Raw genomic sequence first — 22,048 nt, 5'->3', positions numbered from 1 at the left:
AAATCACCGGCCTTCTAGGCTCTTCACCGAGATTTGCATTTGGTTGCTTCAGAAACATGTCTTAACTCATGCTTATTAAGGAGAAAATTAGTGAATCAATAGCTTTAGTGGATGTGGTTTCCCCTGCTTGTCAGGTGTATACTGTGGTGATGAACTTATTTGGAGAATAAGATAAGGAGGTTAATGCATTTGAAATCCAATGATCCTATAATTCAGAAGACTGAAATTGAAGGGCTACATTTTGAAATGAATTTATATACCACTTCTACAGATGATGGAATTTATCACGTCATTGCTAGTTCAGGACCAGGAATAACAGATCTTGTAACTCACAGCCCGAATTTCTATTATCTTCATTACGGAATCCATGTTGGGCAAGTGGATCGTTTAACATTTTTTGGGGATTCAAAACAAAAAATTACTGGTTATTTTGTTGACTGTAGAAAAGGATCTCCTACTCTGCATAAACAAGTAGTATTAGAATTTTATCCTGATCCTTCTAAAAAATTATATATTGACAGGGGTATTGCTCATACTTTTGACGGTCTGGAAAATGTTTTAACTCGGGATGAACCAATATGGTATATGTCTGCCGGCAATAAAGATTACAACATAGCTAATGATGTAATTAATGTTCAACGTGATACGCGATTAGATGAATTCCCTGTTGTGACAATAAATGAGTTTCCTATACCAAGAAAGGCATATGAGTTTGTATTAGAAATCCAGCATTTTACAATGACCGAATTACAACATTACCCAACGAGAATACCCATTATGATTAATGGAGAGAAACGGTACGTAAATTTAAAGCCAAAAATTCAGGAACTGGAGTGAAAATATATGGAAACTATGGTTTTGGAAAAAACATTTATAAATGGTGTTTTTTGGGTTAAAAACTATTATGTTCAGACTGGTCAAGAAAGTTTTACACTTGTGGCTAATCCTGGTCCATTAATCAGCGATATGATTTATTTTGTAGTTGATTCTACAAATCATTTCACAATACAGGTAGGGCAAATCGATCGCTTTACTTTCTTTGGAGACCCTGAGCAGGAAATCATGGGATTATTTGTGGATTGCCGGAAAGGATCTCCTACTTTACATAAAAAAGTAGAATTAAAATTTAAACCTGATCCTAGAAAACATCTTTACATTGAGAGAGGCATCGCTAAAATGTTTACGAACATGAAAAACATCACCATTAGATCAGAACCAATTTGGTTTTCAACGAATGTCAACATAGAATATAACATAGGAAACGACTCTTTAATTGTACCGATGGATACTGAATTAGGAGACTTCCCGGTTGTACAAATAAATGAACTTCCTTTGCCAAATAGGGTTCTGAAAGTGATTCTCGAGAGAGAACAACAAATTCTAAGGCAGAATAAAGAGTTCCAACAATCCTTTGATCTTTATATGGGGGGTTCTAGAAGCAGGATTACAATTAAGAAGCGAAATTAACTTTTACTGAAAGGAGGTGAGTAATAATGGCTTTAATTGAAAAGGTACATTCTTCTCTAGAAGAATTACAAGAGTTAGTGAAACAGACTACAGATCCTTTAGAGCGTGAAGGTTTAATTGCCTTTATTAATTGCATCACTCCTCACTTAGAAACAGCCTCTGCTACTTTCTTAGGAAAAATCGCTCAAGTAATTGGTGCCGATATCTCAACAGCCGGATCTGTAGAGGAAGTTTTAGAGGCTTTAAAAGAGAACTTCGAGATTGAAATTGAGTAAAAGTTAGTAGGAGAGAAGTATTATACCAAAAATCAGGAAACCCTCTATAAGTGAAGAGGGTTTCCTAATTTTGATGCATAGCTTTCGTGAAAGAGCTCCTCACCCTAACATTTATGGATCGAACTTATGGATTTCCTGACTTGCGGACATAAGTGCGAATATTTTTGACACAGAGTCAGGTAGCTTTTGGTGAAGAACGAACTGAAGGTTGGTGCTACGGATGAAGAACTTATATAAAAATAAAGCATTCTTGTTTGTCGCCTCCAGTCATTTTATACATAAAATAGCAGAAACTCTTTATGATTTAGCCATCCCTTTACTCGTGTTGCATGCAACAGGCTCTTCTTTGCTCATGGGAGCAATCTATGCATTGGGTTTTTTTGCCGAATTTTTGGTCAGTTTCTTTGGAGGAGCGATTGTAGATAGTGTAAACAGGAAGAGTTTGCTGATGTTTATATCCACCCTGCAGGCTTTATTCATAAGCATCCTTCCTATATCTGCTTCGTTTGGATTCTTTCATATAATCATTATTTTCTTAGTTGCGTTTGTTTTAGATATTTGTATTGCAATATATAGAATTGCGGATATGTCTATTATTCCGCAATTGGTGGAGAAAAATCATTTGCCGGAAGCGAACGGTGTTATGCAAATGGCCATTTCCACGGCAGAGGCTATAGGCCCAGCTATATCTGGTTTGGTCATATCTTTCATAGGATTATTTAACTCATTATGGATAAATTTTGTAAATTTTATCATGTTGTTGGCTACATTATCTTTAATTCAATATCAAAAAATGGAACGAAATGATCGTCTTTCTTCGCCAAAACAACTATGGTCTTCAAGCATTCAAGGATTGCAATATACATTAAGCATCCCCTTGTTCAGGTCAATATTAGTTTGGAACTTATTTGTTAACTTTGGGCTGAGCGGGGCGGTCCTGATGATTTTGTTTCATTTGAAAGAAAGAATAGGACTGACAAGTTCTGAAATTGGTCTTGTGATGACGATGTCAGCGTTGGGGGGGATTGCTAGTGGAGCGCTGTTCTCAAGGATTCAGGCCATTTTCAACTCGGGTAAAACATTATTAATGTCATCTTTCACAACTTCTGTAGCATTACTGCTTTTTCCTTTTCAATATCATTCGTTTTCTTCAGGTATTTTGGTCTTTATCCTCATGTTCAGTGTGGGGCTAAATTCAAGATTCATTTATCTGCTATTTCAATCGAGTGTTCCGTCTAATCAATTAGGGAGGGTAATCAGCTCTTCTAGACTAATATCTACTCTCTTGGCTCCTGTGAGCGTGTTCACTGCGGGATTCATTGCCAAAATAAATTCTGATTACGTATTTATTGGCGGCTCCATAATAATTGCTGTATCTACCATTATTGCTTTAAATACAAGCCTCAAGGAGGCAAACTGGTCTGTAAATGCGAATTCTGTTGCGAATAAAGAATCGCATTGTAAATAACAGGAACAGGCGTCCCCAACGGAGGGGGCGCCTGTCGTTTTGACCGGAGGCGAAAAGAGAATCGAATGGCTGGCGGTGATCAAGACGTCTTGACGCATTCAGGAAAGCTGCGCCTCTCCATCTCCATAAGATGGAACCATTCGTCAATGATCGTCTTGTGCTGCAGGGCGCAGACCGTGAATGTCGTCTCATGATGAGGACAAAGTCAAGTGGCATAATTTGTAGAAAATTATCGAATTTTTTCGAATAGTTTTTGTTGTTTTTTATTTTTTTTTTTTAGAATGGAATTATAAAAAAAGAATTCGAAAGTTGGTGAAAAACAGTAGATCTATCGGATTTGTACGAAGTCGCTAAGGAAAGAAAGTCGTAGTTCTGTAAAATTTTTTTATTTAATCTGTAGATGAGCATTTTTCATTACAATAATTTCCATGGTTAGAGAGACAAACAGGGTACCCCTTACGCGATACGGAGCTGTTTTTTGATCACATCAATGGGAATATCTTGCTTCGCAGCGTCATAAATGAACTCGACGACGCTGTGGTCTTTCCGCGACCGAAGAAGCTCCAGCCCGGCGGAGAGGTTTTGTCGGGATTCGGCGCTGTACACAGAGGCCAAGAGCACCACCGCCCAATACCGTTTCACCGCCCGAATGTGGCGAACGCGGTATCCATCAAGCTTCAGTTGATCTTTCGCCTGCCGGAAAAAGCACTCGATCGTCCAACGCTGAGCATAGTAACGCAAGATGTCTTCGTCGCTCAGCTCCCGATCGGTGCTCAAGACGACATGGAGATGTTCCGGCGCCATCGGCTGATCCGCCTTCCAAGCCAGCAGCACCACCGCATCATCGAGGCCATGGATGGCCCCCTCATAGCGATACACGCGATAACGCTCCTGACCCACCGTGACGAGGCGGGTGTCTTCGGACTCGACATAGCGGGCGAACTGCTTGGCTTGGATGGCGATGCCTTTCGGGTAGAGAATCCGGTTCGTCTTGAGCATGGCGATGACATGGAATCCCTGTTTCAAGCAGGCTTCAATGAGCGTTTTGGACGGATACCACGAATCCATGAGCACATACACCGGCTGAGCCCGCTTCACTTTGAGCGAAGAAAGCATCTCGATGGCCAGGTCGATCTTGCTTTTTCCCGCTTTCTTGTCATACAGGCGGAACGCAAACGGAAACGCTTGTGTCAAGGTGTGCACCATCAGCCAAACGAGCGAATGCCCCCAAACCGATTGATGATCTTTATGCGAGTAGTGCCAGTCGCACCCTTGAATGGCGTGCGTTGCCCGTGACGAAGGCTTCGTTTTTTGGCAAATCGTATCATCAATCGAGACAAAAAGAGGCTGATTCTTTCGCTCGACCAGGCGCTCGATTCGGCGGAGGATCCACTCTTGAAGCTTCCCAAGCAGCCTTTCCTCGTTCCAAGGGCTTTTCGTGAAAAAGTGACTGAGCGTCGTTCGATGATTCGGATGAAAGCTCCAGTGATGAATATCGGTCAATGTTCCCGAGAATCCCTTGGTGGTCAAGGCGTCGACGATATGAATGAGATGCTTGATGACCGGTTTGGAAAGCTGCAGCGTCAACCCCAACGTGAAGAAAAACTTGTGGATTCCTTGGTGATGTGCTAATCTATTCATGAGACATGAACCTCCTTGTGTGAATGGGTTTTGAGCACATCTATTTTACCCAAGGAGTCCGGTTCATGTCTCCTTTTTTGTTTGGTTGTCAATTTATGTTAGTGAATTTGCTCATCTACAGTTATTGGTATATCTTTCAGGATTTTTTACCCATTCTGGCCTTGGCCCGTAAGAAAAACCTGTAAAAACACAGTACATTTTGTTATCTTCAATCACAAAATCACTTGGTGGCAATTCAATATGATCTTTAATGACAGGATGAAAGGAAAGGGACGCATCATGAATTTGTATCCTATATACGTTGCTATGCTCACTGGATTTACCACCAGAATTTATAGTAATGAAAATTTCATTTTTGTAATGTTTCATTGTACTGACCATTCCACTGGTAAATGTCAATTTTTCTACTTTCCCACTAGACACATTCACAACAAAAAAAGGCATGCCTTCTCTAAATATTTCAGATGAAGCCATGTAAATTTTTTGGTTTAGTACCGCATAAGACGACGGAACATGCGGCAACTTTAACTTCTTTTCCACATGACCACTCGAAAGATTGATTGTAAATTAGCACATTATTTCAGAATCCCTTTTTCAAATTATTTCAGATGGATTCTGAAATAATGTGCAAAATTTTTGCGGATTATTGCGGATTTTGCACATTCTTTCGGAACATTTGCACGCTCTTTCAGATGAAGAATTTCCAGCGCGCCTGATGGACCGATGAAAAAGAAAAAGCACAAAAGAGGCCGATTTGGCCCCTTTCGTGCTAATGCCCCATTTCCTCTGCAGCCATGCGCACCACTTCTTCGTCAATGACGTCCTTTTTCAGCTGATGCCCGTACAGCAGGCACGTCGTGGCCAACGTGTTGATGACACGGGGCCAACCACGTGATTGCAGGGCAATTGCCTCTAACGCCGATGGGGTGAAGATCGGATGCTTGGCCCCGGCCTGTTTCATCCGATGCTCGATGTAGCCCGCCACCTCTTCCTTCTCCAGCGGCCCCATCCGGTATCGCATGATGATCCGCTGGTCGAGAGGGCGGTGCTGATTGAGCCGCAGCTTCCCCTGTAAATGAGGCAACCCGGCCAAAATCAAGACAAATGGGTTGGTTGAATCCATCTCAAAGTTGAACAAGATGGCGATGTCTTGTAAAAAGGCATCCTTTGCTAAATGCATCTCGTCCAAAATGAACACCGGCGTGATCCGTCGTTCATGATGCAATCGCTCGATCGCCTGCTGGATTTGGCGGAAGAGATCTACCTTGCGGTACTTCGGTTCCTCTCCTAATCCCAAGGCCAGTCCACGGTAAAAATCCATCACGCCTCCGGTGGATAACGGAAAGTAGACGACATGATACAATGATGGATTCAATGACTCTTTCAGCGCCCGAAGGGCGAACGTCTTGCCCGCCCCCGGCTCTCCGATCAACAGCCCGATCCCCCGGGTTCGTTTCACGTACTCCAGCGCCCGCAGCGCTTCTTGAAACGCCGCCCCTTGATACGCCTCGGACGGATCTGTTTCTTTCGCAAACGGCTCCCGCGAGAGGGAATAAAACGTTTTATACATCCTGTTCGCCCTCCTTCGCCGAAACCGCCGCAAACGGCGACCGGTGGCGCTTCACATAGGCGTTATCCTCCAAACGCACCCGAATGGCTTCCGCCACCCGTTTGCCATCTTCGTACACATAGACGCCTCGTTCGTCATAGCGGAGCTCAATCGATTGCCCAATGAACCGAGGCGGCACTTCGTATAGCTGTTTATTCAGGGTGATCGTGCCATCGGCTTTCACCTTGCGGTGCTCCCGTTTCAGAAAAATCGCGTCCAGCCAATCGATGTCTTCGATCCACACCACTCGTTCCACTTGGGACTGAAACACCTCATGCGGCGTTTTTCCGTCCAGTGAGGCGTGCGGTTTTCGATGATACTCTTCTTCAAGCCACTTCCAAAAACGCTCGTTCAACTCGTCAAGCGACTTCGGCGGATTCAGCTCTAACAGCGGATAAAACCGCGTCTGTACGGTGCGGAAGAACCGTTCGATTTTCCCTTTGCTTTGCGGGTCATACGGCTGAGTGTGGATGAGCGTAATCCCCATCTCGGCGCACGCATACTGCAGCACCTCGGATCGATAAATTTTCCCGTTGTCCGAGTAAATGCGTTTCGGCTTCCCGCAACGAAGCACCGCTTCCTTTGTGACGATCCGCAGCCCGTCAAATTTCTCCGAAGGGAAAAATTGGGCATACGGCACCAACCGCGAGCAGTCATCGATATACGCGATCAAAAACGTTTTCTGGGCTTTCCCATGGACGCGAATCGTGGGTCCATGGGATAAGTCCCCTTGCCATAGCTCATTGATCTGGTCATACGCAAAACGCTTTCGCTCCGGCATCGGCAAGATTTCTTTTCCCACCAGGTTGTGTTTTTTCAACAATCGGTATATAGTAAAGTATGAGAGGGTGGTGGGAATGTCCCCCTGCTTGGTGAGTTGTTCGTAGAATAGGGTCACGGGCATGGTGGGATGTTCCTTCCTCAATGCTAGAATATGATCCTCATCATCGGGGGACAGACGTCTGGAGCGGCCGCGGTCCGAACGGCGCTTCGGCTTCAAGGCGTCGAAGCCCCCTTTTTTGTATCGGGCGCACCAATCCAGAATCGTCTTCGCCGCAATGGGCTTGTCCCCTTGATGAGGAATCGAATGCACTCGCCCGCCCACCTCATTCAAATACACTTTGGGCTCCACCTGGCCATTCACCAACGGAGCGATCAGCCCGTACCGAAACAGCGCGATGTCGTGTCTCATCGATTCATCCATCCGGATCTCCTCCCTGTCTCCCTGTGATGTTGGACCGTTCCGGTCCCTCTGCCTCCTATCTTACGAAACGGCTCGAGATTCGTCGAGAGGAAGGGTTTGTGGGAACATCAACCATCTCCGTTTTTGGTGTTAAGTAGAAAATCAGGAAGCAATTTGATCCGCAAACGGATGCCACCTCTCGTTTGTCCACAGGTCTTGGATGATCGAGCCCACCCCCGTCCCTCCAAGGTCTGCATCCACCAAACCGCCCGTTCTGTTCTTGCGTTCCCCACAGGGCCGATGATCCCCCACCTTCTCACCGCCGCGTGATGCAAGCGGGAAAGATTCCGTAAAAATCGTCGGACATAAAACAAGATGACCTCCTTGGTGGGAAAAACAACCTGTTTGGTCTTCGCTCCTCGCCTTGGCGTTTCGAGCCACGTTTTGACCGCTTGCCAGATGACCGGCCGTGTATATTGAACATACGGGAGGAGAAAAGAAGGCAGCACACTCACGGTTTTACGGTACTCTTGACAGCGATATCGTGCGATCCAAAGGCGATACTCCCCCTCTGCCGTCAACGCATAGCGTTGGTAGTATCCGTGACGATGCAAGGGGCGGCGGGATGGACAGTGGGGGCATTGGTTCACGTCGGGAAAATCGTTCCCTTTCCCACGATCCGTATACGTTTGAATGTCAATGCCAAAGTCGTGAAACTGGATCACACTTCCTTCCCCCTCTCCTTGAAACGAATGGAAATCTTCGTCCGAAACAATTCACAAAAAAATTAGCACATTCCTTCAGAAAAGGGGAGAGGGCTTTCTGAAAGAATGTGCAAAAAAATGGGCGTTTTATGCTGAAATAAAATGATAATTTACAATTGATGATAAGCATCGATGGTTTCGTTCCCATATATGTACCATCATCTATTGCATAAACTCGATTTCCTTCTATAGAAAAGCTTTGAAATTTATTTTTATTTTCAATTTCTTTGACTATATTCATCTTTTTATCAAGAAAAATTAATTTGCGATCTCCATCAGCAAGTGCAACAAAGGCTGGGTTCACCTTCAGTTTTGTATCGTTTCGGGAGACAGTTTCTTTCCATTTCTCACACCCAACCATTAAAAACAAACAGATGCAATAAATGAAAATCATGATTTTCTTCATTATACAGCCCCTCGTAAATAAGTGTTCATGAAAATAGGACTACTTAAAACCTCGTTCACTTGGAACAATGGGGTCACACGATTGACCTGGAGAACCCCATCCATCCCGGGCTCCATCCTTCCCTGTTGAATGACGATGCGTTGGCTCGTCGTCTCGACCGCCTGTATAAGGACAGCATTCACCACATCATTAGCGCTTGCTTGATTCATATTTACCCAAAAGAGGACTTTCTCCCCGAGTCTTCACGCCGATGCGACGAACAAGAACCCTTTACAGCGCATATGAATCGGCCTCGCTAGAATCCCTGTAGGTCCACACACGGTGACAACCGCCGTACGAGCATTAGCTGAGGCCGATTCGGTCAACATCCCGCGGAGCGACCCCTTTACGTTGGCCGAGAGAAACAGTGCCACGCACCGGGTTCGAGAAACCTCCTCCACCTATGAAGGCCACCCGGTTGTTTAGTGCAAAATAACAGTGCAGAAATGTGCACTATTTGGTTTTCTTTATCGTGATCATCCTCACATTTCGCACCCTTCCGACGAAAATCGGGAGGATTTTTTGTTCCGATGTCGAATGAATCCTTGACACACAAGGAACGTAAAGGAGTTTTTCTCTCATGAATGTGAAAGTCAAAGGGGTCTATCGTAATGGTTATTTGAATATAATAAGTGTTCTAGTCAAAAAACTCGACATCCCCCACTTGATTGACCATCTTGTGCCCGTCGATCCACAATGCCAAACGCGAGTCAGCGATGCCGTTCAAGCCATCCTTTACAATCTATTTGACGGCCGGCAAGCCCTGGTTCACTTAGAACGATGGGCTCAGGAGATCGATCTGGAGAAACTCATCCGTCCCGGTCTCCAGCCTTCCTGGTTGAACGACGATGCCTTGGCCCGTCATCTCGACCGCTTGTATGAGGCCGATATTCACAAGGTCATCAGCACTTGCTTGATTCACATTTATCGCAAAGAAGGCCTTTCCCTCCGAGCCTTTCACGCTGATACGACGGACAAGACGGTTTACGGAGCGTATGAATCGGCCTCGTTGGAGGCTTTGCAGATCACACATGGCTATAACCGCCATCACCGTTGGCAAAAACAGATCGGCTTCGGGCTGGTCGGCAACGAGGACGGCATCCCGTTTTACGGCGATGTGCATGACGGCAATCTATCGGATAAGGCGTGGAATCCTGAGGTGCTGTCGCGGATCCACGAACAGTTCAAACAAGCCAAGATCGACGACGAATGGATTTACGTGGCCGATTCCGCCGCGATGACGAAAGACACCTTGGCGCAGACAAAAGCCGCCCGAGCCTTTTTGATCACCAGAGGCCCTTCGTCGCTTCGAATCGTGAAACGGGCATTAGCGGAGGCCGATTCGCCTCACATCCCGTGGAGCGAACCCTTTACCCTGGCGGAGAGAAACGGCGCCACGTACCGGGTATGGGAAACGGCCGCGACCTATGAAGGCCACCCGGTTCGGCTGATCGTCGTTGAATCGAGCGCGCTCGACCAGCGCAAAGGAAAGACGCTCGAAAAAGAGCGGGTCAAAGAAGCGGAGCTTCTTCGTGAGGAACAAGTCCGTTGGGAGCGCCACCCCTTCTCCTGCCGCGAAGACGCCGAACAAGCCTTGACGTCCCTCAAGGCGTCCCTTCGCCCTCGGTTTCATCGAGTGGAGGCCGCGGTCGAAGAGATCGTGCGTCCGAAAAAACGGCGAGGACGGCCGAAAAAAGGGGCGGAACCCGAGACGGAGACGCTGTACACCCTTCGCCTAAACGTCGAATTCGACCAACCGGCATGGGAACAGGCAAGACGGAAAGCGTCCCGGTTTGTCCTCGTCACGACCGTTCCGAAGGAATGGAAGGGCCAACAAATGGATGCCCAAGAGATCTTGAAGCTGTATAAAGGGCAAATCTCGGTGGAAATGAACTTCGCGTTTTTGAAAGATCCGTTTTTCACGGATGAGATTTATGTCAAAAAGCCAGAACGAGTTGCCGTATTGGGCTATCTATTTCTCTTGGCCTTGGCGATTTACCGCGTTTTTCAGCGCCGGGTGCGTCAGTTCATCACACCGGAACACCCGTTAAAAGGGGCTGGAGGCCGCAAGCTGACCCGGCCAACCGGGCAGGCGATTTTTCAGCTGTTTCAATATGTGAACGTCGTCCTGTTCCAGCTGCCGGATGGACGCATCCAACGCGCACTGGATCGCTCCCTCAACCCGGATCAGCGAAGGATTCTGCAGGGATTGGGCATGGATGAGAGCATCTACGTCTAACATGATACAGAACGACTAGCGATGGTAAAAAAAGGATTGCCATCGCTCGTTGTGTTGGTCAAAAAGTTATTCTGAAAAACTAAATAAAAAATCCTTTGTTTTGACCTTGTTAGGGTGCGAAATGTGAGTTCAGCGAATGTTGCGGCGGACAATGGCTTCGTCAACAGTTCACAGCTCGAGTGCAAGCGATCAAGGAAAAGAGCCGTGTTCGTTGGTCGAGAGGATCGGGCCCAAAACCGGCCAAAGGAGCGTCTGTATTGCGGGAGGAGAAAGCGATGGGATATCCAGTGATTCTTCAGCTTCGCGGCCGTCGGGCGGTCGTTGTCGGCGGCGGGAAGGTGGCGGCAAGGAAAATTCATGGATTGTTAGAGGCAGGGGCGGAAATCGTGATGATTGCGCCTGAAGCGGAGCCGGAGCTTCAAGCGTTGGCCGCGGGGGGGATGATCGTTTGGAAGAAAAAGCGGTTTGACCCAGACGATTTGGCGGAGGCCTTTTTGGTGATTGCCGCGACGAATGATCGCAAGGTGAATGAAGCGGTGACGCAAGCAGCAGCACCCGGTCAACTCGTAAATGTCGTGGATGATCCGGAGCGGTGTGATTTTCACGTTCCCGCTGTCATCCGCCGCGGTCCGCTCACAATTGCCGTGTCGACCGGGGGGGCAAGTCCGGCGGTTGCCCGCCGCATTCGCCGCGAGCTTGAGGAGAAGTATGGCGAAGAGTACAGGCCGTATCTTGAGTTTTTGCAGCGGGCCCGCGGCATCGTATTGCGCGAAGTGGAGGACGCTGAGGGACGGAAGCGGCTGTTTCAGGCGCTCGCTGCTGATTCCTTCCGGCAGCGCGGCCGATGGGATGAAGAGTTGGCTCAGCTATTGGCGAACGAAAAAGAACGAAACGGGGAAAGAGGGGAAGAGCAATGAACATTTCGATGTACATTGTCGATGCGTTCACCGATCGGCCGTTTGCCGGCAACCCGGCAGCCGTCTGCTTGTTGCCGCAGCCGGTTGGGGATGAGTGGATGCAGCGTGTTGCCGCAGAAATGAATTTGTCTGAGACGGCCTTTTTCATTCCGCACGAGGGAGGTTACCGTCTGCGCTGGTTTACGCCTAAGGCAGAAGTCGACTTATGCGGGCATGCGACCTTGGCGAGCGCCCATGTGCTGTGGGAGCGCGGAGAGCGCCGCGCCGATGAAGCGATTGCCTTTTTCACAAACTAGTCGGCTATCAAGCTTCAGCCCGAGGCGGCATTGTGCGGGTGACGGCAGCGGGAGAGAGTGGAGCTCGAAGGAAAAGCGGTTATCGTATTGAAAGGAATGTTAACCGTTTTGCGATACAACTGAAGTTGATAAGCGGCTCGGCGGAGTTCGGCTAATGCGGGAACAAGGTGTCCAGGTCGCGACGGACACCTTGCCCAAGGCATGTTAGGTTGATCAATCATCCCACCGATACGTCCAAAACCGTTCCGTTTTGAGCCAAGCAAGCGCATCGCCGCGTTTGGATGCCGCTTGCATCAGTCCTTCGGTTTGCGAACGGTGGGCGCGAATGGCGGCCAGCTTCGTATCGATCACCGAGCTGACATCGCGCACGACATCCGGCTGGCCAAGGTCTTGTTCGCAGTTTTTCGCAAACGCAACGCAATGGACGGTTGGCCGTTCTTCTTTCGGCCAGCGCTTTAAGGCGCGGATGACAGCGGCTCCACACGCATCATGGTCGGGGTGGACGCTGTAGCCGGGGTAAAACGTAATGACAAGCGATGGATTCGTTTCTGCCACGATGGCGGCGATCCGGTCAGCCAGCTCTTCTTCATCCTCAAACTCGACCGTCTTGTCGCGATAGCCGAGCAGGCGCAAATCATGAATGCCAAGAATGCGGCATGCTTCCTCCAGTTCTTGCTTGCGGATGTGTGGAAGCGTTTCGCGGTTGGCAAACGGAGGCACGCCCATATTGCGCCCCATTTCTCCGAGCGTCAAGCAAACGTATGTCACCGGCGTGCCGTTTTGCGCATGCTCGGCAATCGTTCCCGACACGCCGAACGCTTCATCGTCCGGGTGGGGAAAAACAACGAGCACATGTCGTTCATTCAACGGAACTCCCTCCTTACACAAACGGTTCGTTGCTTAGTTCGAGAGCCACGGCCAATTTCCCTTGATCATCATGGCCTGCTAGCAGCAACTGTCCTTTTTCTGTCCATTCCCAATGGGTCAGCCCTTCGGCGTACACCCAGCCAAGATCAAGCTTCAGTCCGACGCGATATGGCCCAGGGCCGGTGATCTTGCCGCGGGTGAAGCGAATGCAGGCGTTGCGGATGTAGGCGCCGACGGAATAAAAGCCATCGTTATGATGGGAGGCGTATGCTCCGTTCGTCGTTTCCAAATGAATATATACGTCGCGATTGGCAAAACGATTCAGCGCCTCTTGTACGGCGGCCGTGTCGATCGGTTGCAAGCGGCTCCCTCCTTGCTGTTTGTTTTTCTATTATTGTACATGACCGAGGCGTGTGAGCGGAAATATTTCGACTTCTATTGTATAATAAAAAAAGAGACACATCTTGGACTCATCCGCACCTACAAAGCGTTGAATGATGATTCAACGAAAGAAGGGTGATGATCGATGGGGTTTCAAGGCAATGGTGTCACGGTGTTGAATTTTGACGGCGTGTACCGGCCGCAAAAGCGGCTGTTTCAGTTTCCGCACGAATGGGTCGATCTCGCCGACGTGCCGGAGACGAATTTGTATTGCAGCGAAGCGGCGCTTGCTGAAATTGAGCGGCGGCTTGAGCGGCGGCGGAAGCGCGGGGCGGTGCTGATCGGCAGCGGCAACTACCATTATGTCACGTATTTATTGCTTAAAGAAATCAACGAACCGTTTACGCTTGTGCTTTTTGACCGCCATACGGATGCTGAAGGAGGGGATGATGTCATTTCGTGCGGCTCATGGGTCTCCTATGCACTTAAGCATCCGCGGCTGCAAAAAGTCGTTATCGTTGGCCCAACTGCTTCTTCGCATCAACTCCGTTTATCTCCGAAAATGACTGTTCTTCCATTTGATGATCATGATGAATGGCCAAAAGCGCTCATCGAGGCCATCCCGACCGGAAGCATCTATATCAGCATCGATAAAGACGCTCTTCGTCGCGAAGACGCGGTCACGAACTGGGATCAAGGAGTGATTCCGCTATCCCGGTTGCTCGCCTGCCTGCGGTTGCTTTTATTCCATAAAAAAGTGCTCGGCGTGGACATATGCGGCGAATACCCGCCCTCCGCTGTCGACATGTTCGACCCGCTTTGTCGCGAAGCGCGGGGAAAAAATGAGCAGGCGAACATGGCCATCTTGGAGACATATTTCCACTATGCGGCGCCGCATTTGCGGCCGTCGTAGTCGAGCGGCGAGAAGCGCGGGAAAGGCAGAACCGCTTTTGGTTTGGCGATCAGAAAAGCAAGGAAGACGCTGTCCCTTCGGATTTTGGCAAGCGGGCCGGCGCTTCTGCCGGCTTGATGGCCGAAAAAGCCGGGAAGGCCGCTGCTTGAGGGGATGAGCCTAGTTGTCAAAAGCCGCTCCCGTACATAATGCGAAATTGTTTTTCATCGGAGCGGACATCGCGCGGCTCGATGTGCATGCGGGCGACTTTGGCAAACATCGTTCCGGCTTCAATGGTGTCCAAAAAGAGTTGAAGGGCGCTTTCATCCCCCTGAACTTCCATTTCCACTGTTCCGTCATCATTGTTTTTCACCCAACCGGTCAGCTGCCGTTTTAGCGCTTCGTGTTGGACGAAGTATCGAAACCCGACGCCTTGCACGCGCCCTTCCACGATGACATGAACTCTTTTCACGCCGATGAGTCCTCCTTCATCATGGTTGTTCTGTTTCCATCATATAATAGATGAGGCGGAAAGTACATGAAAAAAGGAGCTTGAACCATCAAGCTCCTTTTTTTACGGATGATAGCGATAATACTTGTTGTTGAATGAGCAGCACAAGCCGCGGGTGATCGCCTAGGTAAGAGCATAAATGCCACTGTTTGTCGGAAACAGAGAACCCCTGCAACTTCCGTTCGATCGTTTTCATTAAGACGCCGGTAAACAATAAGTACGGGACGACAAACACACGCCGATACGCCGATGCATGGGCCCGTTCGAGCCCTTCATCAAGCGTCGGGCGGATGGCAGCGAGAAAACAAACGTCCACGTGCGGCACGTTCGTTTTTTCTTTTAAAAGCGCAGCGATGGCGGACATGTCGCGCTTCGTGTCTGGATCACTGCTGCCGCGGCCGACAAGAAGGATCATCGATTCGCCGTCAAGCGGTGCGGACTGTTCGCTGATGCGGTCGATCATGATGTCGATCATCGCTTCATGGACGCCGAACGGAGCGCCGCAGAGGATATCAACGGACGGATGGCGCCGTCTCGCGATGTCCAATGCCGCTGGAATATCGTGTTTGGCATGCCCTGCAGAAAGAAGGAGAAGCGGAACGACGATGACGCGTGTCGCCCCTTGGGCGACACAACGGTCAACGCCGGTGACAATGTCCGGTTCCGCGAGCTCGACAAAGCATAGCTCTTGAATCGGAATATCGATGGCCCTCCGGCACTGTTCGACGAAACGCGCCGCTTCATGGCGCGCGGCGGCAATGCGGCTGCCGTGGCTGACATATAAAACAGCTTCCATCGCCATCGCCTCACGATGTTGCCTCAGCGGCTGCCGATGACGCAAGCAACCGTTCGAACCATTGAATGTTGGCCCGCAGCCGCACGACGTCTCCGATCATGATCATGCTCGGATTTTGGATGTTTTCTTTGGCGGCGATTCCGGCGATCGTCGCGAGCGTGCCGGTGACGGTGCGCTGAGCAGTTGTCGTTCCCCATTCGATGACCGCCGCCGGCGTCTCCGGCGCTTTGCCGTATTTCATCAGCTGGCCGCAAATGTATGGCAAGTGATGAACCCCCATGTAAATGGCGATCGTATCGATGCCTTTGGCGAGGCTTTCCCATTTGATCTCGTCACGACTTCCGTCGCGCCGATGCCCGGTGACAAAGGCGACGCTTGAGCTGAACGCGCGATGGGTGACAGGGATGCCGGCGTAAGCCGCCGCCGCGATGGCGGAGGTGATGCCGGGAACGATCTCAAATTCGATCCCATGTTTGGCCAGCGCCTCGGCCTCTTCGCCGCCGCGCCCGAACACGAACGGATCGCCGCCCTTTAAGCGGACGACCGTTTTTCCTTTTTTGGCATGCCAGACGAGCGCATGGTTGATCGTTTCCTGCTGCATGGCATGGAAGCCGGGCAGCTTGCCGCAAAAGATGAGTTCGGCGTCCGGCTTGGCATATGAAAGCAACTCTTCATTGATGAGACGGTCGTACAAAATGACATCCGCTTGCTGGATGCATTTTAATCCTTTGACGGTAATGAGTTCCGGGTCGCCGGGGCCGGCGCCGACAAGATATACTTTGCCCATCGTTGTTTCAGCCCCTTCGTGCATGATTCAGCCAGCCGCCGGAAAACGGCATGGATGCTCGGCTGCTTTTATTGTAAATGGTCTGCCTTGGGATGAAAACGACCTTGTCAAATGACCTCCCGTTCTTTTTTGGCAGAGGACGGGGGAATCAGTCTGTTTTCGCGGCCGGGATCATTCCTCGCTCGCGCAGGTAGGCGAGCACTTGCTCGACACATTCGTCAACCGAATAACGGTGTGTTTCGATCGTCAGCTCCGGTGCTTCCGGCGCTTCGTACGGCGAGTCGATGCCCGTAAATTCACGGATTTCCCCGCGGCGAGCTTTTTGATACAGCCCTTTCGGATCGCGCTTTTCGCATTCTTCAAGCGGGCAGTTGACGTAAATTTCGATAAACTCGTCTTCTTCGACTAAGCGGCGGACGAGCGCCCGGTCTTCGGCAAACGGCGAGATGAACGCCGTCAGCACAAACTGGCCGCTGTCGACAAACAGCTTTGCCACTTCGCCGATGCGGCGGATGTTTTCCGTCCGGTCGGCGGCGGAAAAGCCGAGATCTTTATTGAGCCCGTGCCGGATGTTGTCGCCGTCTAAGACATAATTCTGAATGCCGAGCTCAAACAGTCGTCTGGAGACGGCATTGGCCACCGTCGATTTGCCGGAGCCGGACAGCCCGGTGAACCAAAGTATGGCGCTATGATGGCCGTTGCGCTTGCGACGATCTTCTTTTGTGACCGATGTGTGATGCCAAACGATGTTCGTGCTCATCGCGATCCTCCTTTAGCGCGCTGACGGGGCGACCGTTTCGCGTTCTTGCAGCCCTTTGATCAAGACGGCGGCCACTTCCGGGCGGCTGAACGTGCTCGGCGGCACTTGGCCGTTGCGCAGCATTTCACGAACTTTCGTGCCGGAAAGGACGACATGGTATTTCGCGTCATGCGGACACGTTTTTGTCGATGCCATCCCTTCGCATTTCGTGCAGTAAAAGCTATGTTCGAAAAAGAGCGGCGTAATGCCAAGCTCTTCAGCCGTAAAGTTCAAGAAGATTTTTTGCGCATCATACGTACCGTAATAATTGCCGACACCAGCGTGGTCGCGGCCGACGATGAAGTGCGTGCAGCCGAAATTTTTGCGCACCATCGCGTGGAAAATGGCTTCACGCGGACCGGCATAGCGCATCGCAGCTTGGAAGACGCCGAGGAAAACGCGGTCTTTCGGGTAATAGTTTTCCAGCAGCACTTGATAGCTTTCCATCCGGATGTCAGCCGGAATATCGTCCGATTTCGTTTCGCCGACGAGTGGGTTTAAAAACAGGCCATCAACGATCTCGAGCGCGCATTTTTGAATGTATTCATGGGCGCGGTGAACCGGATTGCGCGTTTGGAAGCCGACAACGGTGTTCCAGCCAAACTCAGCAAACTTTTTCCGCGTTTCCGCTGGATCAAAATAAAACGCGGCGAATTGGCCTTTGTCGGTCCGTTTGACAAGCGTAATCTCCCCGCCGACATACACATCCGGCTTTTCAAACAGTTTGCGCACGCCTGGGTGAGCAAGTTCATCCGTTTTATAAACGAGCTTCGCTTCTTTCGTTTTGTCCGGGCGGTAAATGTCAGCAATCTCAATGACGCCGTAGACGTCGCCACGATAAACGAGTTTCGCCTTATCGCCGACGGCGAGCTCTTTCGCTTTTTCTTCTGTTACCGCGAGCGTGATCGGAATGCTCCAGACGGTGCCGTCAGAAAGACGCATGGTTTCAACAACCGCGTCGTAATCCGTTTTCGTTAAAAAACCAGTGAGGGGGCTGTAGGCGCCCGTTCCGATCAGCTCCAAGTCGCTCAGTTCGGCTTTGGAGAGCTCGATCGTTTTGGTCGCCTCATCAAGCGGATAGTCCGGATTCCAACGATTGATCAATGTGCCGCCATGCGGGATGCTTACGCTCATGTTCATAACCTCCTAGATTGATAGATGTTTTGAAATGCCGCTGCCATGTTCATGAGGCAAGCGCTCTTTTTTTCAGGCTAATGACGCCAAGCAGACGCTCAAGATGGCGATGACCGTATAGACGTCGCTGTCAAACAGCAGCTTGACGATTCGGAATGGCGTCCGATTCATCAGCGACGCCTATCGAGGCCGCCGCGCCGCTCGCCTCGACGTTCATGGCGAAGAAAAAGGATGCGATCAAAGCAATGGCAAGGAGCATATCGTTTTTCTCTCCTTAAGCGAGATGGAGACCGCATTCCGTCTTTCCTTGGCCGGCCCAGCGCCCGGAGCGCAAGTCGTTCGGATCTGTAGCCGGAGCGGTGCACGGGGCGCAACCGATGCTCGGGTAGCCGCGGTCGTGGAGCACATTGTACGGGAGATGGCGTTTATACACATAATTCCATACGTCTTTCCACGTCCAGTGAATGAGCGGACAAACTTTAATAGAACGGAACTTGTCGTCTTTGTTAATGTACTCAACATGCCGCCGCGTCGGCGATTGCTCGCGGCGCAAGCCGGAAATCCACGCCGTCACCCCGGTCAGCACCTCGCGCAGCGGAATGACTTTGCGCAGCTCACAGCATTTGTTCGGGTCGCGTTTCCATAACTCGTCGCCAAACTGCGCCTTCTGTTCTTCCAACGTCAAGCGTGGCTGCTTCATCACGATGCGAAGCGACGGATATTTTTCTTTCACTTTCGCGATCGTATCGTACGTCTCTGGAAAATGCAGGCCGGTATCCAAAAAGACGATTTCGGCGTCCGGTTTGACCTGGGAGATGAGATCAATAAGCACAATCCCCTCGATGCCGAAGCTACACGCGTATACGATCTCATCGCCGTATTCGCGATACGCCCAGGCGAGGACGTCAAGCGCCCCTTTTGTTTCATTATCGGACGGAAAAGACGGTTTTTCCGCCGTTTCCCACTGATCATACGTGAGCATCGGTTTCTCCTCCTCACAAAATCAAAGAAAATCCACGTAATTAGTCGGATATATAGCGGCCAAACGGCAATTCGGCGGCAAAAATCCTTCCTTGCATGAATCTCAGAAAGAACGGGAGAAAGGGTGCCCCTTATTTTACTAAAGATCTTCTTTAGCTGGAATTGGCACTTTGCTATAGGCGGCAGGTTGTCGGAGTTCATTGAGCCAATTCCTCCCTCACTCCCGAGCAACGTATGCAACGCATGTCATTTAATTGATTAAAATTTTAGCACAATTGACGATAATGTCAATCATAGTTTTTCGATAGGAATTGTTTTTATACGAAACAGCTGCATTGCCTGCCTAGCAGCAGATGGGAGCGTTATTTTTTGCGCAGGCTTCCGAGCTCTTCGACAATCGCCTGCATTTCGCTTGGGCTGAACGTCTCGCGTTTCATCACCATCTCGTAAATGTCTCTCAATTCATCGTACCATTCCTCGGAAAAATGGGACGGCTTGATGGCATCCAAGTTCAGCACTTTCAACTTTTGCTTCAACTGTTCGATCATGTAGGCGACGTTTTCCGCCGACTGTTTTGATAAATCCATTCGTTTACTCCTTTCATGGCAAGTTACTATGTATTGTACCATAGGTGCAGGAAGAATGGGGAGAGATTGCATGGCTTGGAGTCAGTCAAGACTTTGTGGAGAACATTTTTTCGGTTCACTACGGGCGTTGTCAATCACTAGTTAGCGAACCATTTTCAGGAATTAATATCGTAAGCGCTTTCGGACTCTCATCCCTCATCTTGAGGCGATGATACGATATTCCATTTTTTTACACCCAACCACCATCCCGGAGCGCCGACAACGCTTGATGGATCGGCGTCCCGGATGACCGCTGCAGACACGGTAGATTCTGACGCACCACATCTGCCCATAACCGTCCGGCCTTCCGTTTGGCCTGTTCGATCCGCTTGGACTTTGTTGAGGCCGAGACGGCCGACTGGGGCTCTTGCTCCTCCCACCGTCCCTTTCTCCACCCGATCCCGTCGATTCGGGCCGCCATCGCCCTCAGAAACGCCCGAAGCCCTTGGTCTTTCCAGCTGCGGCGGGATTTCACCCGATGCGCAAACCGGCTCATCACGCTCTCGGCGTGGCCCATCGGACGCATGCCGGTCGTCTCCACCCCTTGCTCCGACAGCCACTCCCGATAGTCCCGGATGCATCCCGGCATCGACTCGATCCGGCGGATCATGGCAGCCATCTGCTTCTCTTTCGCTTCGTCCTCCAACGTGCCGACCGCGCTGTTCAGCTCCACCAGAAGCCCCTCTTCGTCTTGTTTCGCCAGCTTCTTCCGCACCTCCCGCCAACGCGGATGGCCGGACAGACACTGACGCAGCTCCCGCGCCACATGAAATCGATCCAGCTGAAAGCACGCCCGCTTCCCAAAATACTCCCGGCAGGCCGTGATCCACGACGCCGCGTCGCCGTTGATGATCAAAAGGTCCCGGCACGGATCATAGGCATATTCGTTCATCAGCCACTCTTCAAACCGTTCCCACACGTCTCCCGCCCCTTCATGGAGGTAGTGGCGCCGGTTTACCAGCTCAAGCTGCGAACCGTTTCGTTTCCATCCCTCGTGAATCGCCAGGATTTTTCTCTTCTTTCGCCCGTTTCCCTTTCCCCTGGCGGGAAATGAACAGCCCATCCGCCTCCACAAACAGCACTCGGCCGTGCCGTTTGGAAACAGGGTGGTGCAGCGAGACAGGGGCCTCCAGCACCAGTTGGCGAATCGCCTCGTGGCTCATGACCGCATACCCTACGATCGACTCGAGTGTGCGAGCCGCTTTGCGGTAGGAAGAGCACTCTACGGCCAACTCGACCGCCGTTTCCTCGAGGCAAGGACTGATCGATCGGGCCCCATCAAAGCCTAATTCGGCATCCAGCAAGAAGGTATAGTTCCCCGTTTGCCGGTCATAGTAGTAGTTCCGTCGAAACGTCACTTCTCCAAACAGCGTTTGGATCGTAGTCGGCCGTTTGTCTTTCAGCTGATACCGGCGCTTGTCCCGCGCTTCCGCCAGTTGTTGATCAATCTCCTCCAAAAGGGCCGCCAACAAGACAGCGAACACCTTTTGAAGAGTTCTGACTAATTGTTCCTCCAGCTCTTTTAATAAAGGCCATTCTGTGGTAAGATGTTTCATGGACTCTCTCCCTCCTGTTTTCGGTTGATGTTGACAATCACCATCATAGCAGGGAGAGAGTCCTTTTTGCATGACATTTGCTTTTTTCTACCGCGCTTCGCTTGGTGGCCCCGACGAGCGTCGCGAACAAAAGTTCGCAACCCTCGTCGGGGATCATTTCGGAATGTCACCCACAAATATTTTACTCACACCATGGCTTGCTTTTCTGATGAAAAACGGATGATGTGGTAAAATGTAGGTGCACATGCATAGTGCCAGTCTAAAAGGTTGGTGAAACACCGCGTTTTCTTCAAAATGGTTGTCGTGAACGCGCGCAAGAGTTGTTGGCCCATTCGCACACGCTCCCCCGCTGGAGTTGTTTTTTCGTTACATCCCCGTCCTTCTAGGGACAAAAAGGGCTAGATGAAAAGAAAC

22 protein-coding genes and 3 pseudogenes are annotated in these 22,048 nt (G+C 50.2%); 9 read left to right on the top strand and 16 right to left on the bottom strand.

The genetic code is table 11. The features are described from left to right. Positions 1 to 189 precede the first annotated feature (189 nt). The 4 genes from GC56T3_RS15995 (at position 190) to GC56T3_RS15980 (ending at position 3,210) form a co-directional block, all read left to right on the top strand. Positions 190 to 837, top strand: coding sequence for a dTDP-4-dehydrorhamnose 3,5-epimerase family protein (locus GC56T3_RS15995; RefSeq protein WP_013146365.1), 648 nt, complete (start codon positions 190 to 192; stop codon positions 835 to 837). A gap of 6 nt (positions 838 to 843) precedes the next feature. Then, a complete protein-coding gene (locus GC56T3_RS15990) occupies positions 844 to 1,467 on the top strand; it encodes a dTDP-4-dehydrorhamnose 3,5-epimerase family protein (RefSeq protein ID WP_013146364.1) in 624 nt (207 codons plus the stop codon). A gap of 26 nt (positions 1,468 to 1,493) precedes the next feature. After that, positions 1,494 to 1,742, top strand: coding sequence for a hypothetical protein (locus GC56T3_RS15985; protein WP_013146363.1), 249 nt, complete (start codon positions 1,494 to 1,496; stop codon positions 1,740 to 1,742). A gap of 220 nt (positions 1,743 to 1,962) precedes the next feature. Next, complete coding sequence (locus GC56T3_RS15980; protein ID WP_013146362.1) at positions 1,963 to 3,210, top strand: MFS transporter; 1,248 nt, start codon at positions 1,963 to 1,965, stop codon at positions 3,208 to 3,210. Positions 3,211 to 3,666: 456 nt separating this feature from the next. Here GC56T3_RS15980 and GC56T3_RS15975 read toward each other — a convergent pair whose 3' ends face one another. The 6 genes and pseudogenes from GC56T3_RS15975 to GC56T3_RS20050 all read right to left on the bottom strand — a co-directional run bounded on the left by GC56T3_RS15975 (position 3,667) and on the right by GC56T3_RS20050 (position 8,813). Next, positions 3,667 to 4,851: an IS701 family transposase gene (locus GC56T3_RS15975; protein WP_013146361.1), complete on the bottom strand. Its 1,185-nt coding sequence runs from the start codon at positions 4,849 to 4,851 to the stop codon at positions 3,667 to 3,669. Positions 4,852 to 4,962: 111 nt separating this feature from the next. Further along, on the bottom strand, positions 4,963 to 5,391 hold the full coding sequence (locus GC56T3_RS18975) for a hypothetical protein (protein WP_227456666.1): 429 nt from the start codon (positions 5,389 to 5,391) through the stop codon (positions 4,963 to 4,965). Between the two features lie 229 nt (positions 5,392 to 5,620). Next, positions 5,621 to 6,421: an ExeA family protein gene (locus tag GC56T3_RS15970; protein ID WP_041468319.1), complete on the bottom strand. Its 801-nt coding sequence runs from the start codon at positions 6,419 to 6,421 to the stop codon at positions 5,621 to 5,623. Next, positions 6,414 to 7,664 (bottom strand): IS481 family transposase, encoded by a 1,251-nt coding sequence (locus GC56T3_RS15965; protein ID WP_041468321.1) that lies wholly within the window; start codon positions 7,662 to 7,664, stop codon positions 6,414 to 6,416. The genes GC56T3_RS15970 and GC56T3_RS15965 overlap by 8 nt, the downstream gene beginning before the upstream one ends. A 141-nt stretch (positions 7,665 to 7,805) precedes the next feature. After that, a pseudogene (locus GC56T3_RS20055) lies at positions 7,806 to 8,368 on the bottom strand (DUF6431 domain-containing protein). Further along, entirely contained in the window at positions 8,340 to 8,813 is a 474-nt protein-coding gene (locus tag GC56T3_RS20050; protein ID WP_041468556.1) for a hypothetical protein, read from the bottom strand. The pseudogene GC56T3_RS20055 and the gene GC56T3_RS20050 overlap by 29 nt, the downstream one beginning before the upstream one ends. A 59-nt stretch (positions 8,814 to 8,872) precedes the next feature. Between GC56T3_RS20050 and GC56T3_RS18960 the strand changes: the two genes are divergently transcribed. From GC56T3_RS18960 to GC56T3_RS15935, 4 genes and pseudogenes are all read left to right on the top strand, one after another. Then, the gene (locus tag GC56T3_RS18960) at positions 8,873 to 9,112 is read left to right on the top strand and encodes a DUF4277 domain-containing protein (RefSeq protein ID WP_075261378.1); all 240 of its coding nucleotides are present in this window, start codon (positions 8,873 to 8,875) and stop codon (positions 9,110 to 9,112) included. A 320-nt stretch (positions 9,113 to 9,432) separates the two neighbouring features. Beyond that, complete coding sequence (locus GC56T3_RS15945; protein WP_041468546.1) at positions 9,433 to 11,091, top strand: IS1634 family transposase; 1,659 nt, start codon at positions 9,433 to 9,435, stop codon at positions 11,089 to 11,091. A 275-nt stretch (positions 11,092 to 11,366) separates the two neighbouring features. Continuing rightward, a complete protein-coding gene (locus tag GC56T3_RS15940) occupies positions 11,367 to 12,008 on the top strand; it encodes a bifunctional precorrin-2 dehydrogenase/sirohydrochlorin ferrochelatase (protein WP_013146360.1) in 642 nt (213 codons plus the stop codon). Further along, positions 12,005 to 12,301, top strand: a pseudogene (locus GC56T3_RS15935) (PhzF family phenazine biosynthesis protein); the annotation flags it as partial. The gene GC56T3_RS15940 and the pseudogene GC56T3_RS15935, both read left to right, overlap by 4 nt. 216 nt (positions 12,302 to 12,517) lie before the next feature. Here the strand turns inward: GC56T3_RS15935 and bshB2 are convergent. Then, positions 12,518 to 13,171, bottom strand: coding sequence for a bacillithiol biosynthesis deacetylase BshB2 (gene bshB2, locus GC56T3_RS15930; RefSeq protein ID WP_013146359.1), 654 nt, complete (start codon positions 13,169 to 13,171; stop codon positions 12,518 to 12,520). A 13-nt stretch (positions 13,172 to 13,184) separates the two neighbouring features. Further along, positions 13,185 to 13,532 carry a YojF family protein gene (locus GC56T3_RS15925; protein WP_013146358.1) on the bottom strand — a complete coding sequence of 116 codons (348 nt, stop codon included), beginning with the start codon at positions 13,530 to 13,532 and terminating at the stop codon, positions 13,185 to 13,187. Between the two features lie 165 nt (positions 13,533 to 13,697). On the opposite strand from GC56T3_RS15925, the gene GC56T3_RS15920 reads away from it, so the two are divergent. Then, a complete protein-coding gene (locus tag GC56T3_RS15920; protein WP_013146357.1) occupies positions 13,698 to 14,465 on the top strand; it encodes an arginase family protein in 768 nt (255 codons plus the stop codon). Positions 14,466 to 14,631: 166 nt separating this feature from the next. Here GC56T3_RS15920 and GC56T3_RS15915 read toward each other — a convergent pair whose 3' ends face one another. The 8 genes and pseudogenes from GC56T3_RS15915 to GC56T3_RS15875 all read right to left on the bottom strand — a co-directional run bounded on the left by GC56T3_RS15915 (position 14,632) and on the right by GC56T3_RS15875 (position 21,634). Beyond that, positions 14,632 to 14,916, bottom strand: a complete 285-nt coding sequence (locus GC56T3_RS15915) for an acylphosphatase (RefSeq protein WP_013146356.1) — start codon at positions 14,914 to 14,916, stop codon at positions 14,632 to 14,634. Between the two features lie 88 nt (positions 14,917 to 15,004). Continuing rightward, complete coding sequence (locus GC56T3_RS15910) at positions 15,005 to 15,751, bottom strand: sirohydrochlorin chelatase (RefSeq protein ID WP_013146355.1); 747 nt, start codon at positions 15,749 to 15,751, stop codon at positions 15,005 to 15,007. A gap of 10 nt (positions 15,752 to 15,761) precedes the next feature. Beyond that, positions 15,762 to 16,538 carry a uroporphyrinogen-III C-methyltransferase gene (cobA, locus tag GC56T3_RS15905; RefSeq protein WP_015373929.1) on the bottom strand — a complete coding sequence of 259 codons (777 nt, stop codon included), beginning with the start codon at positions 16,536 to 16,538 and terminating at the stop codon, positions 15,762 to 15,764. A gap of 148 nt (positions 16,539 to 16,686) precedes the next feature. Beyond that, on the bottom strand, positions 16,687 to 17,298 hold the full coding sequence (gene cysC, locus GC56T3_RS15900) for an adenylyl-sulfate kinase (RefSeq protein ID WP_013146353.1): 612 nt from the start codon (positions 17,296 to 17,298) through the stop codon (positions 16,687 to 16,689). A 12-nt stretch (positions 17,299 to 17,310) separates the two neighbouring features. Further along, positions 17,311 to 18,471, bottom strand: coding sequence for a sulfate adenylyltransferase (gene sat / locus GC56T3_RS15895; RefSeq protein ID WP_013146352.1), 1,161 nt, complete (start codon positions 18,469 to 18,471; stop codon positions 17,311 to 17,313). Between the two features lie 274 nt (positions 18,472 to 18,745). Next, positions 18,746 to 19,453, bottom strand: coding sequence for a phosphoadenylyl-sulfate reductase (locus GC56T3_RS15885; RefSeq protein WP_013146350.1), 708 nt, complete (start codon positions 19,451 to 19,453; stop codon positions 18,746 to 18,748). A gap of 361 nt (positions 19,454 to 19,814) precedes the next feature. Continuing rightward, positions 19,815 to 20,039, bottom strand: a complete 225-nt coding sequence (locus GC56T3_RS15880) for a DUF1128 domain-containing protein (protein WP_013146349.1) — start codon at positions 20,037 to 20,039, stop codon at positions 19,815 to 19,817. A 229-nt stretch (positions 20,040 to 20,268) separates the two neighbouring features. Continuing rightward, a pseudogene (locus GC56T3_RS15875) lies at positions 20,269 to 21,634 on the bottom strand (ISLre2 family transposase). Between the last annotated feature and the right edge of the window lie 414 nt (positions 21,635 to 22,048).

The sequence above is a fragment of the Geobacillus sp. C56-T3 genome (assembly GCF_000092445.1).
Lineage (GTDB): Bacteria > Bacillota > Bacilli > Bacillales > Anoxybacillaceae > Geobacillus > Geobacillus thermoleovorans.
Note: the sequence above shows the minus strand (reverse complement) of the source record. Positions and strands in the feature narration are given on the sequence as shown.

What these genes read in the sequence shown, in the direction of transcription:
- GC56T3_RS15880 (WP_013146349.1), bottom strand. Translation starts at nt 20,039, where the DNA reads ATGGATTTATCAAAACAGTCGGCGGAAAACGTCGCCTACATGATCGAA.
- GC56T3_RS15990 (WP_013146364.1), top strand. Translation starts at nt 844, where the DNA reads ATGGAAACTATGGTTTTGGAAAAAACATTTATAAATGGTGTTTTTTGG.
- cobA (WP_015373929.1), bottom strand. Translation starts at nt 16,538, where the DNA reads ATGGGCAAAGTATATCTTGTCGGCGCCGGCCCCGGCGACCCGGAACTC.
- GC56T3_RS20050 (WP_041468556.1), bottom strand. Translation starts at nt 8,813, where the DNA reads ATGAAGAAAATCATGATTTTCATTTATTGCATCTGTTTGTTTTTAATG.
- GC56T3_RS15945 (WP_041468546.1), top strand. Translation starts at nt 9,433, where the DNA reads ATGAATGTGAAAGTCAAAGGGGTCTATCGTAATGGTTATTTGAATATA.
- cysC (WP_013146353.1), bottom strand. Translation starts at nt 17,298, where the DNA reads ATGAGCACGAACATCGTTTGGCATCACACATCGGTCACAAAAGAAGAT.
- GC56T3_RS15965 (WP_041468321.1), bottom strand. Translation starts at nt 7,664, where the DNA reads ATGGATGAATCGATGAGACACGACATCGCGCTGTTTCGGTACGGGCTG.
- GC56T3_RS15975 (WP_013146361.1), bottom strand. Translation starts at nt 4,851, where the DNA reads ATGAATAGATTAGCACATCACCAAGGAATCCACAAGTTTTTCTTCACG.
- GC56T3_RS15940 (WP_013146360.1), top strand. Translation starts at nt 11,367, where the DNA reads ATGGGATATCCAGTGATTCTTCAGCTTCGCGGCCGTCGGGCGGTCGTT.
- GC56T3_RS15920 (WP_013146357.1), top strand. Translation starts at nt 13,698, where the DNA reads ATGGGGTTTCAAGGCAATGGTGTCACGGTGTTGAATTTTGACGGCGTG.
- GC56T3_RS15885 (WP_013146350.1), bottom strand. Translation starts at nt 19,453, where the DNA reads ATGCTCACGTATGATCAGTGGGAAACGGCGGAAAAACCGTCTTTTCCG.
- GC56T3_RS15970 (WP_041468319.1), bottom strand. Translation starts at nt 6,421, where the DNA reads ATGTATAAAACGTTTTATTCCCTCTCGCGGGAGCCGTTTGCGAAAGAA.
- GC56T3_RS15985 (WP_013146363.1), top strand. Translation starts at nt 1,494, where the DNA reads ATGGCTTTAATTGAAAAGGTACATTCTTCTCTAGAAGAATTACAAGAG.
- sat (WP_013146352.1), bottom strand. Translation starts at nt 18,471, where the DNA reads ATGAGCGTAAGCATCCCGCATGGCGGCACATTGATCAATCGTTGGAAT.
- GC56T3_RS15910 (WP_013146355.1), bottom strand. Translation starts at nt 15,751, where the DNA reads ATGGAAGCTGTTTTATATGTCAGCCACGGCAGCCGCATTGCCGCCGCG.
- GC56T3_RS15980 (WP_013146362.1), top strand. Translation starts at nt 1,963, where the DNA reads ATGAAGAACTTATATAAAAATAAAGCATTCTTGTTTGTCGCCTCCAGT.